This is a genomic window from Pseudoxanthomonas japonensis, from assembly GCF_043632995.1.
Taxonomy (GTDB): Bacteria; Pseudomonadota; Gammaproteobacteria; order Xanthomonadales; family Xanthomonadaceae; genus Pseudoxanthomonas_A; species Pseudoxanthomonas_A japonensis.
In genome coordinates, this window is record NZ_CP171632.1 from 3,882,250 (window position 1) to 3,896,265 (window position 14,016).

The following is a 14,016-nucleotide window of genomic DNA, read 5'->3' on the forward strand; positions in this document are numbered from 1 at the left end:
CCGTCCAGGCCCCGGTCGCCCGCATACTATCCCCACGAGGTGATGCATGCACGGTAGTGGTCTGGAGTTGGCGCTGGTGTTCCTGCTGGCCGCGGTGATCGCGGTGCCGGTGTTCAAGCGCTTCGGCCTGGGGGCGGTGCTGGCCTATCTGGTGGCCGGCGTGGTGCTGGGGCCGGACGGGCTGGCGCTGGTGCGGGATGCGGACCGCATCCTCAATGCGGCCGAGATCGGCGTGGTGATGATGCTGTTCGTCATCGGCTTGGAACTATCGCCCTCGCGCCTGCGGGTGATGCGCAAGCCGGTGTTCGGCGCCGGCGGGCTGCAGGTGCTGCTGAGTGCGCTGCTGCTGGGCGGCATCGCGCTGGCGTTCGACCACCACTGGAAGACCGCGCTGGTGATCGGCCTGGGCCTGGCGCTGTCGTCCACCGCGGTCAGCCTGCAGCTGCTCTCCGAACACAAGGAACTCACCAGCGAACACGGCCGGCTCGGCTTCGCCATCCTGCTGTTCCAGGACCTGGTGGCGATCCCGCTGCTCGCCGCCATCCCGTTGCTCGGCGGCGCCAAGAACGAGACGCTGACCTGGACGATGGTGCTGCATGCGGTCGGTGCCATCGCGATCGTGATCCTGGGTGGCCGGCTGGTGCTGCGCCAGCTGTTCCGCATCGTCGCGCGCACGCGCATGCCCGAGGTGTTCACCGCCACCGCGCTGCTGGTCGTCCTGGGCATCGCCTGGTTCATGCAGCTGGCCGGCCTGAGCGCCGGCCTGGGCGCATTCCTCGCCGGTGTGCTGCTGTCGGATTCGGAGTTCCGCCACGAACTGGAATCGCAGATCGATCCGTTCAAGGGCCTGCTGCTGGGCCTGTTCTTCATCGCGGTCGGCATGGACATCGACCTGGATGCGGTGGTGAAGGCGCCGGAACTGGTCGCGACGGGTGTCGCGGCCCTGCTGACGGTGAAGTTCGCGCTGCTGTTCGGCATCGGGCGCTGGCCGGGGCGCCTGCAGCCCCGCGGCGCACTGATGCTGGCCGGCACGCTGTGGCTGGGTGGCGAGTTCGCGTTCGTCGTCTTCAGCGAAGCGGCGCGCGTGAAGCTGATGGACGCCGAACTGCGCAACCAGCTGACGGCGATCGTCGGCGTGTCGATGGCGCTGACACCGCTGCTGTTGCTGGGGCTGCATCGCGTGCTGGCGGAAGTGAAGCCGAAACCCTCCGCGGCGCCGCGCTCGTTCGACGAGATTCCGGACGAACAGCCGCAGGTGCTGATCGCCGGCATGGGCCGGTTCGGCCAGATCGTCGCGCGCCTGCTCACCGCGCAACGCATTCCCTTCGTCGCGCTGGAGCACAGCCCGGATACCGTCGACACGTTGCGCCGCTTCGGCAACATCCGGCTGTACTACGGCGACCCGACGCGGCCCGACCTGCTGAGGTCCGCCGGCGCGCAGCACGTGAAGGTGTTCGTGATCGCGATGGACGATCCCGATACCAACATCAAGGCGACGCGCCTGATCCGCCGCATGTATCCGGAAGCGCGTGTCCTGGCACGCGCGCGCAACCGCCAGCATGCGTGGCGACTGATGGACCTGAGTGCCGAGGCGTATCGCGAGACGCTGGGTTCGAGCCTGGAGATGGCGCAGCAGGTGCTGGTGGAGCTCGGCCTGCCCCCGGAAACCGCGGCGGAACACGCGCGCCGCTTCCGCCAGCACGACGAGAAGCTGCTGCGTGCGCAGTACCTGGTCTACGACGACGATGGCGCCGTGATACAGACCGCGCGCGATGCCGTCAGCGACCTGGAAAAACTGTTCGAAGCCGATGCCACCGGCGAGGACACGCCGCGGACGACGTGAGCCGTTGCGTCAGCCGCGGTCGCGCAGGAAGCGTGCCATCGAGGCGCCGGCGCCCGGCGTGGCGGGCACGAATTCCGCCGCCACGTCGATGAAGCCGCGCATCACCGCGATCTCGCGCGGCGTGCGGTTCAATGCATCACGCAGTTCCGGATCCGCGCCGGCCCGCAGCAGGCGGCTGACCACGCGCAGCAGGCCATGCAGCGCCGCCAGGTGCAGTGGACCGAATCCGCGCGGGTCCTGCACGTCCAGCGACACGCCTTCGTCGAGCAGGCGCTCCAGGCCGGCGAGCACCACCTCCTCGTCGCAGGCGGTCCCGGGCTCGGCGCGCGCACCGAGCAGCAACAGCAACGGCGTCACCGCGCCGGCCGCAGCCTGTTCGAACTCGGCGCCGGACAGCAGCAGCGTGTCCAGCAACGCCACCAGCCGTGGCTTCTCGCGGGCGGTGAAACCGTAGAGCGCCGCGCAATGCAGCGGCGTGAGGCCCTGCGCATCGCCCGCATGCACGTTGGCGCCCGCGGTGATCAGGCGCGCGGCGATTTCCGGCAGCCCCAGTGCCGCCGCCAGCATCAGCACGGTGACGCCGCCGGGCAGGCGGTGTTCGATGTCGGTGCCGGCGGCGAGCAGGGCGCCCACGATCTCGACCTGGCGCATGCTGACCGCGGCCGACAATGGCGTGGCGCCGGTGTTGGCGGCGCGCTGCGGATCGGCCCCGCGCGCCAGCAGCAGTTCGACCGTGGACGCAAAGCCACCGCCCGCCGCACGCAGCAGCGCGGTGCAACCCTGGGCATCCGGCGAATCGACATCGAACCCCAGGTCCAGCAGGCGCCGCACGGCATCGCGGTCGCCGGCCATCGCGGCGGCCGGCAGGTCAGCCGGGCGCAGCGCACGGCGTGGCAACGACCAGATGCGCCAGTCGAGCCAGTCCGCCAGGTCGCGGCGTCCGCACGCCAGGGCGACGCCCAGCGGTGTCTGCCCGTCGGCAGCTCGCGCATCCGGCGAGGCGCCTTTCGCGACGAGCTGCTTCAGTGCGGTTTCGCGACCCAGCACCGCCGCCAGGTGGAGAGCCGTCATGCCGTGGCTGTCGCGCGCCTCGCGGTCCACGCCGATGTCGAGCAGGCGGTCGAGCACGCGCTGCCATCCCAGGCGCACCGCCAGCGAGAGCGCGGGGTCGCCCTGCGGCGACGGCGCGAACGGGTCGGCGCCACGTTCCAGCAGGTCCAGCGCGCAGGATTCCAGCGCGCGCGCCGCCTGGTCGTCCGCTGCGCAGGCGGCCATGAAGCGCGCCAGTCCACCCGCGCCCGCCGGGGTGACGCCGCGCGCCAGCAGGGTTGCCAGCGCCGGCTGCACGGCCGGGCCCTGCGCGAGCAGCACGAACAGCAGGGTGTCGCCGGCCGCATTGCGGCTCTCCGCGTCCGCGCCGTGGCGCAGCAGCCAGGACAGCCGTGCCGGGCGTTGCATGTCGGTGTCGTGCAGCAGCGCACCGAGCTCTTCGCGCGAGCTCAGGCGTGCGAGCGCATCGAGTCCGTCGAACTGCCCGCTGGCCAGGCCGCCGCGCAGCAGCGCCGCGGGTGCGCGGTCGGGCGGGGTTTCGTCGTCCGCCGCGGCCACGGCCGTCGGCAGCGCGTAGCCGGGGTCGAGTGCGGAGACCAGCGCCCAGCGCCCGGCTTCCGCGGCCACGTCGACCGCACGGCGGTCCTGCGCATCGGCCAGGGCGGGATCCACGCCCCAGTCCAGCAAGCGGCGCACCAGCGCCGGCGAAGCGTGTTCGGCCGTGCAGGCCAGCATCAGCGCACTACGGCGTTCGGCATCCAGCGCATGGCGGTCGGCGCCGGCATCGGCCAGCTTTTCCAGCACCTGCAGATGCGCACCGCGCGCCGCATCCAGCCACGGCGTGCGCTGCTGCGCGTCGCGCGCGTGCACGTCGGCACCGGCCGCAAGCAGGGTGGTGGCGATCTCCGCGTGGCCGGCGAAGGCGGCTTCATGCAGTGCACTGCGACGCTGCGCGTCGCGCGCATCCACCTTGGCCTTGTGCTTGAGCAGCAACTGCACGCCGGCGGGATCGTCCTCTTCCGTCGAGGCGGCGGCCAGCAGCACCGGCTGCCCACCCTGCGGATCCGGACGCGCGCCCCGCTCGAGCAGGAACTTCGCCAGCCGCCAGTTGCCGGCCACGCAGGCCACGCCCAGCGGGGTGAGGCCGTCATGGTTCAGCGCGTCCAGTTCCGCCGCGGCATCGCGCAGCAGCGCGACCACGCCGGGATCGGAACTGCGGGCGGCGTGGTGCAGCGGGGTGTTGCCATCGGCATCGGCGATGCGTGGATCGGCGCCATTGGCCAGCAGCGTGGTGACGGCATCGGGCCGGCCGTGCCAGCTGTCGCGCGTGGCGGCGAGCAGCGGGGTGACGCCGGCGTGCGCGTGGTTGAGGTCGACGCCGTGCGCGATCAGGGTGCGCAGCAGGCGCAGGTCGGGCAGCACCGCTGCCAGTGCGCCCAGGCTGCGCTGGTCGCGCGCGCCTTCGGTCGGCAGCGCATGCGGGTCCGCGCCGGCTTCGATGAACTCCAGTGCGCGGTCGACGCGGCCACTGCGTGCGGCCTCGAACAGCGCCTGCTCCAGATCCAGAACCTGGCCGGGACTGTGTTCGACATGCGCCAGCGGGACGGCATCGTCGTCCTCGCTGTCGGGCATCTCGACCACCGGCAGCACACCTGCGCCGTCCAGCCGCTGGACACCCCAGTGCAGGACCGGCAGCAGCAGCGCGTACGCCATCGCAGCACCGCCCCGGAGCGCGTCCGGCACCAGTCCGCTCCACGCGAGGCACAGGCCGCCGCCGACGGCGAGCGCCAGCAGGGTCGCCACGGCCAGACCGCGCCAGGCATGGAAATCGCGCTCGGCCAAGCCGCGCCAATGCGCCGCGAGCGACCCGCCATCGCGCTCCAGCCCGTGCCACAGCGGCCAGGTCCGCCACAGTCCCACGATCACCGCGCCGACCACCGCACTGACGCCCAGCGCCGCCGTCAGGCTGCCGCTGTCGTGCAGCGAAGCCAACGGCCAGGCCAGCAGCGCAGCGCTGCCGGCGAAAGCGACCACCCAGGCCAGCACCAGCGCTGGCAGGTCCTCGCGCCAGGCGCGGGCCGGCGCCAGCACGCGGGTGCCGCGCAGCCAGGACACGCCCAGCGCGACCGCCGGCTGCGCAAGGCAGGCGGCGACTGCTGCAGGCACGCCGCCGGCCCATCCCCCCACGCCGGCCAGCAGCAGGCCTGCCAGCAGGGCAGCGACGGCGATCGGGCGGGTCTGCAGGCGCAACTCAGGCATCGGGACGGACACGCGGATCGGGCGGCGGCGGGAACTGGACATGGAAGCCGCGCGCCGACAGATTCCCGCGCACGACGGCCGCGTCTTCGCGCGCCAGTTTGCGCTCCGGGGTCAGCGCCACTTCCAGCACGAACGACAGGTCGCCCAATTGCGTGCGCAGCGGTTCCGGCAAGAGCGAGAAATCATCGCGCTTCGCCAAGTAGACGAAGGTGTCGGCCTTGCGCTGGCTCTTGTAGACGTAGGCTTGCATCCGCGCGTGTCGCGCCCCGCGTGTGGACAAGCGGGGATTGTGCGGGAAATGCCCTATACGCGAAACCCGTACGGCGTTCACGCCGCGCATGACCATCGGCGGCCGGAACGCCGCGGCGGGACTGGTACTCTTGGCCTCTTCACCTCGCACTAACGGATGCCCGATGCGCCCCGCCCTGCTCGCCTTGCTGCTGCCGCTCGCCCTCGTTTCCCCGGCGCATGCCCAGACGTCCGCGCCGTTGACCATCGAACAGGCGATGGCGGAACCGGACTGGATCGGTCCGCCGGTCGAGCGTGCCTGGTGGGCGTGGGACGGCAGGCAGGTGCAATACGACCTCAAGCGCGACGCGAGCCTGGTGCGCGACACGTTCGAGCAGGCCCTCGACGGCAGTGCCGCGCGACGTGTCGGCGACGACCAGCGCGCCGGGCTGGATGCGGCGGAACCGGTATACGACGCAAGCCGCCAGCGCATGCTGCTGTCGCGCAACGGCGACCTGTTCGTGCGCGACCTGCGCAACGGTGCGCTGACCCAGATCACCCGAACCAACGAAGCGGAACAGCAGGCCCGTTTTGCCCACGACGGCGCGGTCATCTGGCGCACCGGCACCACCTGGTACCGCTGGACGGCAGGCACCGGCACGTCGACCGTCGCCGAGCTCAGGGCCGAACGCGATCCACTCGCTCCCCCCAAGGCCGACGCGCTGCGCGAGCAGCAGCTGCGCACGATCCGCACGCTCGCCGACGATCGCGCCCAGCGCGAGGCCGCGCAGAAGCAGGCCGAGAGCTGGCGCAAGGCCGATCCCACGCGCGCGCCGGCGCCGATCTACCTGGGCACCGAGGTGGAGATCGAATCCAGTTCGCTGTCGCCGAACGGCCGCTGGCTGCTGGTGGTGACGCGCAGGAAAGGCGCCGACGCCGGACAGGGCGGCAAGATGCCCAAGTACGTCACCGAATCCGGTTACGAGGAATTCCAGGACGTGCGCACGCGCGTGGGCCGCAACGCCCCGCTGCCGCATGCGCTGTGGCGCGTCGACCTGGCCGACGGCAGCGTGAAGCCGCTCGCCTTCGATCCGCTGCCCGGCATCGACAAGGATCCGCTGGCATCCCTGCGCAAGGCCGCCGGCAAGGAGCCGCTGAAAGGCAACCGCGACGTGCGCGTGGAAGGTGGTCGCGGCGGCGACGCCGTGGCCTGGACGAACGACGGCACGCAGGTCGCGGTGCAGCTCCATGCCGTCGACAACAAGGACCGCTGGATCGCCACGGTCGACCTGGCAGGCGCGAGGCTGGTGCCGCGCCATCGCCTGACCGATGCCGCGTGGATCAACTGGGGCTTCAACGAGTTCGGCTGGCTGCGGGACAACCGCACGCTGTGGCTGCTGTCGGAAGAGTCGGGCTATTCGCACCTCTACACCGCGACCGGCACGGAGAAGTTCCGTGCGCGCACCACCGGCAAGTGGGAAGTGTCCGAGCCGGAAATCGCGCCGGACGGCAACGGCTTCCTTTTCCTGTGCAACCGCGACTGGCCGGGCGACTACGAAGTCTGCAAGCTCGACCTGGCCAGCAACACGCTGCGCGAAGTGACCTCGCTGGACGGCGTGGAGAGTTTCAGCACGTCGCCTGACGGACGCCAGCTGCTGGTGCGCCACTCGCGCAGCTATACGCCGGCGCAGCTGTCGGTGATGGGCATCGAGGGCGGTGCAGCGAAGCAGCTGACGGATACCCGCACCGCCGGATTCAAGGCGCGCGAGTGGATCGAGCCGCAGTACGTGCAGGTACCGTCGAAGCATGGCGCCGGCGTGGTGTGGGGCAAGTACTACGGCCCGAAGACGATGGAACCGGGCAAGCGCTACCCCATCGTGATGTTCGTGCACGGCGCGGGCTACCTGCAGAACGTCACCGCGCGCTATCCCAACTACTTCCGCGAGCAGATGTTCCACCACCTGCTGGTGGAACGCGGCTACATCGTGCTCGACCTGGACTACCGCGCCAGCGAAGGCTACGGCCGCGACTGGCGCACCGCGATCTACCGCAACATGGGCCATCCGGAACTGGAGGATTACCTGGACGGCCTGGACTGGCTGGTCGAGCAGAAGCAGGGCGACCGCGACCGCGCCGGCATCTACGGTGGCAGCTACGGCGGCTTCATGACCTTCATGGCGCTGTTCCGCGCGCCCGGCACGTTCAAGGCCGGCGCCGCGTTGCGCCCGGTGGTGGACTGGACGCAGTACAACCACGAGTACACCAGCAACATCCTCAACACGCCCGAGCTGGATCCGGAGGCCTACCGCGCTTCGTCGCCCATCGAGTACGCCGACGGCCTGCAGGACCACCTGCTGATCGCGCACGGCATGATCGACGACAACGTGTTCTTCAAGGACTCGGTGGTGCTGACGCAGAAGCTGATCGAACTGCGCAAGGACAACTGGGAACTGGCGGCCTACCCGCTGGAGCGGCACGGCTTCACGCGGTCGGATTCGTGGCTCGACGAATACAAGCGCGTGCTCAAGCTGTTCGAGCAGAACCTGAAGTAAGGCGATGGCGTCCGCCGTGACCCGCACTTCCGGCTCGGCCTTCGTCACCGTCACGGCGAAGGTGTCGATCGTGCTCGGCATCGCCGCCGTGCTCTACGCCGGGGTGCAGGTCATCGCGGCGACTGTCGTGCTGGGCCAGGTGGATACCGACGCGCTGCTGGGTTTCCTGGCAGCACACTCGGTTCCTGCGTCCGCGACCTGGGTACTCACCCACCTGACCGCCCTCGCCGTCGCGTTCCTGGCGGTCTGCACCGCGTTCCTGGCGGTGTCGTTCGGCCTGCTGCGCCGGCGCCTGTGGGGCTGGTGGGGCTTCGTGCTGTTCATGGTGGCGGGCGCGGCAGCCAACTTCGCCGGCATCGCCGCCATCGATGCCGCATTCTCCTGGATCCAGACCTTGCCTCACCAGCCAGCGCTGGAGCCGATGCGGTCGGAGTTCGCCTCGCTGCGCCTGCTGACACTGGCGACGCTGTGGGTAAGCGCCTTTCTCTTCGCGGCGCTGCACGGACTGGTCGTCTGGCAGTTGTGCCGCCCGGCGGTACGGGCGGAGTTCGGGATGCGCAGCCCGCCCCGCTAGAATGCGTGGCATGAACGACATCACGCCTGTCCGCGATTATCTGACCGACCTGCAGGACCGCATCTGCGCGGCCATCGAAGCCGCCGATGGCAGTGCACGCTTCCGCGAGGATGCGTGGGCGCGCCCGCCGGGCGACGCATCGCCGATCCGCGGTGGCGGACGCACGCGTGTGCTGCGCGATGGCGCGGTATTCGAACAGGCGGGGATCGGCTTCTCCGATGTGTCCGGCGACCGGCTGCCACCCTCCGCCTCCGCGCATCGCCCGGAGCTGGCAGGCGCATCGTGGCGTGCCGTCGGCGTGTCGTTGGTCTTCCACCCGCGCAATCCCCACCTGCCCACCACGCATGCCAACGTCCGCCACTTCCGCGCCGAGCGCGACGGCGAAACCGTCGCATGGTGGTTCGGCGGCGGCTTCGATCTGACGCCGTTCTATCCGGTCGACGAAGACGTCCGGCACTGGCACCGGACGGCACGCGACCTGTGCGAACCGTTCGGCGGGCAGGCACGCTACGACGCGCACAAGCGCTGGTGCGACGAATATTTCTTCCTCAAGCACCGCAACGAGACCCGCGGCGTGGGCGGGCTGTTCTTCGACGACCTGAGCGAGGACGTCGACCGCGACTTCGGTTACCTGCGCGCGGTGGGCGACGGTTTCCTCGACGCCTACCTGCCGATCGTCGAACGCCGCAAGGACGCACCGTATGGCGAGCGCGAGCGGCAGTTCCAGCTCTATCGTCGTGGCCGCTATGTCGAATTCAATCTGGTGTACGACCGCGGCACGCTGTTCGGCCTGCAGAGCGGCGGACGCGCCGAGTCCATCCTGATGAGCCTGCCGCCGCTGGTGCGCTGGGAGTACGGCTATGCGCCGGAGGAAGGCAGCGACGAACAGCGGCTGCTCGACTATCTCAAGCCGCGCGACTGGCTGGCCGAATAGCTTCGCGCGCTTGTAGGAGCGCCCCCTGGGCGCGATGCCCTGACTGACGCGTATCAAACGCTCCTGCCGGAGCGTCAGGACTGCCGCGTCACCACCGTGATGTGCCCATTGTTCTCCAGCACGGCCAGCTGGATGTCGGCCACGTCGAGGCATCCCGCCTCGCGCATGGCCTTCTCGAAATCCTCATGGCTGATCAGCTCGCGCCGCAGCACGTCGCGGTAGACCTGCCCCTCGCGCGCCAGCAGCACCGGCGAGCCTTCCACCCAGCGCTCCACCTTCGGCGAGCGTGCCGACGCCAGGCCCACGATCCAGTTCAACGCGATCAGCGTGGCCGCGAGCAGCAGGCCGCCGCCCACCGAGGTGTCCTGGCCCAGCAACGCGTTCTGCACGGCATTGCCGAGCAGCACGACCAGCAGCATGTCGAAGGGCGTGAACTGGCCCATCGTGCGCATGCCCGACATGCGGATCATCGCCAGCAGGATGAAGTACACCACGCAGGCCCTCAGCACGAAGGCCCACCAGGGCATGGCCAGATCGAACATCTCGGCGAACGTCGCGCTCATGCATCACCCGGCGGAAGAAGACAGCGCGCACGGTAGCGCACGTACCCCGCCGGACGACAGGCAATAAAAAGCCCCGCAGACCAGGGGGGGGTCGGCGGGGCTAGGGGAGCGGGACCTGGGGAGGGGTCTTCGCTCCGGGGGAGATCGCTCCAGGGGATGGGAGAGATCAGTGACAGACGTTGCATCTGTCACGGACTATATGACCACTCCGCACATGGATGGTTCGTGAAGATTCCGGTTAAAAAACCGTAAGATTCAGGAGGAATTCATTTTATTGAACTGGTCGGTATACAAATATACCTGACAGGGTTTCCCCGAACATTTCGCAAGTCCATGTTCCGGAAGGGAAACCGTTTTCAGGCCGGCTCAATGGGCCTCTTCCCAGTTGTCGCCGACCCCACTGTCCACCACCAGCGGAACGCTCAGTTGCGCCGCGGCGGCCATGCGGGCCGACGCCTCTTCCAGCAACGTCGGCACGAAATCGGCCTCCGCTTCGAACACCAGTTCGTCGTGCACCTGCAGGATCATCATCGCACGCTCGCGGTGGTCGGCCAGCCACGCATCGACGCCGATCATCGCGCGCTTGATGATGTCCGCCGCCGTGCCCTGCATGGGCGCGTTGATCGCCGCGCGCTCGGCACCGGCACGCTGCCCCTGCGTGCCCTTGTTGATGTACTCCAGATACAGGCGGCGGCCGAACACGGTCTCGACATAGCCAAGCTCGCGCGCCTGCTGGCGGGTGCGCTCCATGTAGTCGCGTACGCCGGGATACCGGCTGAAGTAGAGCGCGATGTAGTCCTGCGCCTCGCCGCGCGCGATGCCCAGCTGCCGCGCCAGGCCGAAGGCGCTCATGCCATACATCAGGCCGAAGTTGATCGCCTTGGCCGCGCGACGCTCGTTGCCGGTGACGTCCTCCAGCGTGCGGCCGAAGACCTCTGCCGCCGTCGCCTTGTGGATGTCGGCACCGGATTCGAACGCACGCACCAGGCCGGGGTCCTGCGACAGGTGCGCCATGATCCGCAGTTCGATCTGCGAGTAGTCGCAGGCCACCAGCTTGCGGCCGGCCGGTGCGACGAAGGCCTTGCGGATGCGGCGACCGTCGTCGGTGCGGATCGGGATGTTCTGCAGGTTCGGGTCGGTGGACGACAGCCGCCCGGTCGCGGCACCCGCCTGGTGGTAACTGGTGTGCACGCGGCCGGTGTCGGGATTGACCATCTCGGGCAGCTTGTCGGTGTAGGTGCTGCGCAGCTTGGCCAGGCCGCGGTAGTCCAGGATCACGCGCGGCAGTTCGTGCTGGTCGGCGATGGCTTCCAGCGCTTCCTCGTTGGTGCTGGGCTGTCCAGTCGGCGTCTTCACCAGCACCGGCAGCTTGAGCTCCTCGAACAACAGCGCCTGCAGTTGCTTGGGCGAGTCGAGGTTGAACGTGCGGCCGGCCAGCTCGGTGGCCTTCTGCTGCGCGGCCAGCATGCGCTTGGACAGGTCCGCGCTCTGCCGGCGCAGTTCGTCGCCATCGATCTTCACGCCGTTGGCCTCGATGCGCGCCAGCACCGGCACCAGCGGCATCTCGATGCCGCGGTAGACGCTTTCCAGACCGGGCTCGGCCGCGAGTTTCGGCGCCAGCGTGCGATGCAGGCGCAGGGTGATGTCGGCATCTTCGGCGGCGTAGCGGGTGGCGTCGTCGACCGCCACCTGCGAGAACGGAATCTGCTTCGCACCTTTGCCGGCCACGTCCTCGTACTTGATCGTGTCGTAGCCGAGGTAACGCTTGGCCAGGCTGTCCATGTCGTGGCGGTTGCTGCCGGCGTTCAGCACGAAGCTCTCCAGCATCGTGTCGTCGGCATAGCCCTGCACATCCACGCCATGACGGCGCAGCACGTGCAGGTCGTACTTGCCGTGCTGGCCCAACTTGCGCTTGGCGGGATCGGCCAGCACCGGCGCGAGGGCCGCGAGCACTGCGGCACGGTCGAGCTGCGGCGGCGCGCCGGGATAGTCGTGTCCGACCGGCACGTACACGGCGTGACCGGGTTCAGTGGAAAAACTCAGACCGACCAGATTGGCCTGCATCGGATCCAGGCTGTCGGTCTCGGTGTCGAAGGCGAACTCGTCCGCCTGCTGCAGGCGAGTCACCAGTGCATCGAGCTGCGCCCGCTCCATCACTGCGGTGTACTCGCCGGCAACACCCAGCGACGGATCCATCGCACCCTCGTCCACGGTGGCCGTGGCCACACGGCCGGTGCCGCGCGCGCGACCGGGCTCCTTTTCGGCGACGGACGACGCATCGCTCGCGCCGCCATCGAGTTCCTTCAGCGCCTGGTTGAACCCGTAGCGCGCATACAGTTCGCGCAGCTCATCGACGTGCCGGTCGCGCAGCGGCAGCGTGTCCGGACCGCCCTCCAGCGCCACGTCGGTCTTGATGGTGACGAGCGTGCGGTTGAGCGGCAGGCGTGGCAATGCAGCGCGCAGGTTGTCGCCGATCTTGCCCTTGATCTCGCCTGCCTTATCGATGATCGCGTCGAGCGTGCCGTACTCGCCCAGCCACTTGGCGGCGGTCTTGGGGCCGCACTTCTCCACGCCCGGCACGTTGTCGACGGCGTCGCCCATCAGCGCGAGGAAATCGACGATCTGTTCGGGGCGAACGCCGAATTTCTCCACCACCGCTTCGACGGAATCCAGCCGGCTGCCGCTCATCGTGTTGACCAGTGCGATCGCACCACCGCCGGATGCCGCAGGCTGCACCAGCTGGGCGAAATCCTTGTCGCTGGTGGAGATGGTCACCTCCATGCCCTGCGCGGCACCCTGCAGCGCGAGCGTGCCGATCACGTCGTCGGCCTCCACGCCCTCCACGCGCAGCAGCGGGAAGCCCAGTGCCTGCACGATGCGGATCATCGGCTCGACCTGGGCGCGCAGTTCTTCCGGCATCGGCGGCCGGTTGGCCTTGTAGTCCGGATAGAGCTCGTCGCGGAAGGTCGGGCCGCTCGCATCCAGCACGAAGGCGACGTAGTCGGGGCGTTCCTTCAGCGTGGCACGCAACATGTTGACCACGCCGAACAGCGCGCCGGTCGGCTCGCCCTGTGCATTGGTCAGCGGAGGCAGCGCATGGAACGCGCGGAACAGGTAGCTGGAGCCGTCGATCAGTACGAGTCTTGTCATGCTGGCATTCTACGCCGCACCTCCTCGTCGGACGTCACGCGCGCACTCCGCATTCGGCGCATAATCGGGTCGTCACCCGCCGACCGGACGCCCCCCATGAACCGCACGACGTGCCTTGCCCTGCCGTTGTCCTGCCTGCTGGCACTCGCCGGTTGTGCCACCACGGGGGGCAGCCATCCCGCCGACGTCGACCTGGCCAACGCGCAGGTCGCCGTGCGTACCGAGAAGAACGGCGACACCATCGAGGAATACCGCGTGGCCGGCAACCTGCGCATGGTCAAGGTCACGCCCGCGCGTGGCGCGCCCTATTACCTGTACGACTCCGACGGCGACGGCCGCCTGGACAAGAGCAAGGACAACAGCGACATCTCGCCGGTGTACTGGAAGCTCTACGGCTGGTGAGCGCCCGCGCTCAACGGATCACCAGCACCGGCACGCCGCAGCGCGCCAGCACCTCGCTGGTCTGGCTGCCCAGCAGCAACCGGCCCAGCGCGCGCCGTCCGTGCGAGGCCATGACGATCAGGTCGCAGCCCTGCTGTTCGGCGGTATCGACGATCGCTTCGGCCGCGTAACGGTCGGCCACATGCAGCAGTTGCGGGACGATGCCGGCCGCCGACGCGAGCGCGGTGACGCCGTCCAGGACCTTGCGCGCCGCCTCGTCGCGGGCGTTCTGGAAATCGGGCAGCGAGGTCGCCACCGCGCTCCAGCCCAATGCGTCGTCGAAGCCGGTACTGATGGGCTCGCTGACGGTCAACACGGTGGCCTTGGCCTGCAGGCTGCCGGCCAGCGCCAGGCCCTGTTGCACGCCCTTGGTGGCCCGCTCGGAGCCGTCGGTTGCGATAAGGATATGCCGGTACATCGCC

The 14,016-nt window shown here is 69.3% G+C and carries 10 protein-coding genes; 5 read left to right on the forward strand and 5 right to left on the reverse strand.

The window, feature by feature from the left end; translation table 11 throughout:
- Nucleotides 1-46: 46 nt before the first annotated feature.
- Nucleotides 47-1,843: a monovalent cation:proton antiporter-2 (CPA2) family protein gene (locus ACGHX3_RS18225; protein WP_213603643.1), complete on the forward strand. Its 1,797-nt coding sequence runs from the start codon at nucleotides 47-49 to the stop codon at nucleotides 1,841-1,843.
- A gap of 9 nt (nucleotides 1,844-1,852) precedes the next feature.
- On the opposite strand, the gene ACGHX3_RS18230 is transcribed toward ACGHX3_RS18225, so the two are convergent.
- Together ACGHX3_RS18230 and ACGHX3_RS18235 are read right to left on the reverse strand one after the other, a co-directional pair.
- Nucleotides 1,853-5,164 carry an ankyrin repeat domain-containing protein gene (locus tag ACGHX3_RS18230; RefSeq protein WP_394697329.1) on the reverse strand — a complete coding sequence of 1,104 codons (3,312 nt, stop codon included), beginning with the start codon at nucleotides 5,162-5,164 and terminating at the stop codon, nucleotides 1,853-1,855.
- Nucleotides 5,145-5,402, reverse strand: a complete 258-nt coding sequence (locus ACGHX3_RS18235) for a YcgL domain-containing protein (RefSeq protein WP_162338761.1) — start codon at nucleotides 5,400-5,402, stop codon at nucleotides 5,145-5,147. Before ACGHX3_RS18235 ends, ACGHX3_RS18230 begins: the two co-directional genes overlap by 20 nt.
- Nucleotides 5,403-5,565: 163 nt before the next feature.
- Here ACGHX3_RS18235 and ACGHX3_RS18240 point away from each other — a divergent pair, with 163 nt between their 5' ends.
- The 3 genes from ACGHX3_RS18240 to hemF are packed head-to-tail and all read left to right on the forward strand — an operon-like array spanning nucleotide 5,566 to nucleotide 9,440.
- On the forward strand, nucleotides 5,566-7,932 hold the full coding sequence (locus ACGHX3_RS18240) for a prolyl oligopeptidase family serine peptidase (protein WP_394695774.1): 2,367 nt from the start codon (nucleotides 5,566-5,568) through the stop codon (nucleotides 7,930-7,932).
- A gap of 16 nt (nucleotides 7,933-7,948) precedes the next feature.
- A complete protein-coding gene (locus tag ACGHX3_RS18245) occupies nucleotides 7,949-8,506 on the forward strand; it encodes a hypothetical protein (protein WP_394695775.1) in 558 nt (185 codons plus the stop codon).
- 10 nt (nucleotides 8,507-8,516) lie between these two features.
- Entirely contained in the window at nucleotides 8,517-9,440 is a 924-nt protein-coding gene (gene hemF / locus ACGHX3_RS18250) for an oxygen-dependent coproporphyrinogen oxidase (protein ID WP_213603655.1), read from the forward strand.
- A 74-nt stretch (nucleotides 9,441-9,514) separates the two neighbouring features.
- Here hemF and ACGHX3_RS18255 read toward each other — a convergent pair whose 3' ends face one another.
- Both ACGHX3_RS18255 and polA read right to left on the reverse strand, forming a co-directional pair.
- Nucleotides 9,515-10,003 (reverse strand): DUF421 domain-containing protein, encoded by a 489-nt coding sequence (locus ACGHX3_RS18255; RefSeq protein ID WP_394695776.1) that lies wholly within the window; start codon nucleotides 10,001-10,003, stop codon nucleotides 9,515-9,517.
- A 366-nt stretch (nucleotides 10,004-10,369) separates the two neighbouring features.
- A complete protein-coding gene (gene polA, locus ACGHX3_RS18260) occupies nucleotides 10,370-13,153 on the reverse strand; it encodes a DNA polymerase I (RefSeq protein WP_394695777.1) in 2,784 nt (927 codons plus the stop codon).
- Nucleotides 13,154-13,249: 96 nt separating this feature from the next.
- Between polA and ACGHX3_RS18265 the strand changes: the two genes are divergently transcribed.
- Complete coding sequence (locus tag ACGHX3_RS18265; RefSeq protein ID WP_162338995.1) at nucleotides 13,250-13,555, forward strand: DUF2782 domain-containing protein; 306 nt, start codon at nucleotides 13,250-13,252, stop codon at nucleotides 13,553-13,555.
- A 10-nt stretch (nucleotides 13,556-13,565) separates the two neighbouring features.
- Here ACGHX3_RS18265 and ACGHX3_RS18270 read toward each other — a convergent pair whose 3' ends face one another.
- A complete protein-coding gene (locus tag ACGHX3_RS18270; protein WP_162338994.1) occupies nucleotides 13,566-14,012 on the reverse strand; it encodes a universal stress protein in 447 nt (148 codons plus the stop codon).
- Nucleotides 14,013-14,016 lie beyond the last annotated feature (4 nt).

Coding starts and splice junctions, on each gene's coding strand:
- ACGHX3_RS18240 (WP_394695774.1), top strand. CDS start 5,566: ATGCGCCCCGCCCTGCTCGCCTTGCTGCTGCCGCTCGCCCTCGTTTCC.
- ACGHX3_RS18225 (WP_213603643.1), top strand. CDS start 47: ATGCACGGTAGTGGTCTGGAGTTGGCGCTGGTGTTCCTGCTGGCCGCG.
- polA (WP_394695777.1), bottom strand. CDS start 13,153: ATGACAAGACTCGTACTGATCGACGGCTCCAGCTACCTGTTCCGCGCG.
- ACGHX3_RS18235 (WP_162338761.1), bottom strand. CDS start 5,402: ATGCAAGCCTACGTCTACAAGAGCCAGCGCAAGGCCGACACCTTCGTC.
- ACGHX3_RS18255 (WP_394695776.1), bottom strand. CDS start 10,003: ATGAGCGCGACGTTCGCCGAGATGTTCGATCTGGCCATGCCCTGGTGG.
- hemF (WP_213603655.1), top strand. CDS start 8,517: ATGAACGACATCACGCCTGTCCGCGATTATCTGACCGACCTGCAGGAC.
- ACGHX3_RS18270 (WP_162338994.1), bottom strand. CDS start 14,012: ATGTACCGGCATATCCTTATCGCAACCGACGGCTCCGAGCGGGCCACC.
- ACGHX3_RS18265 (WP_162338995.1), top strand. CDS start 13,250: ATGAACCGCACGACGTGCCTTGCCCTGCCGTTGTCCTGCCTGCTGGCA.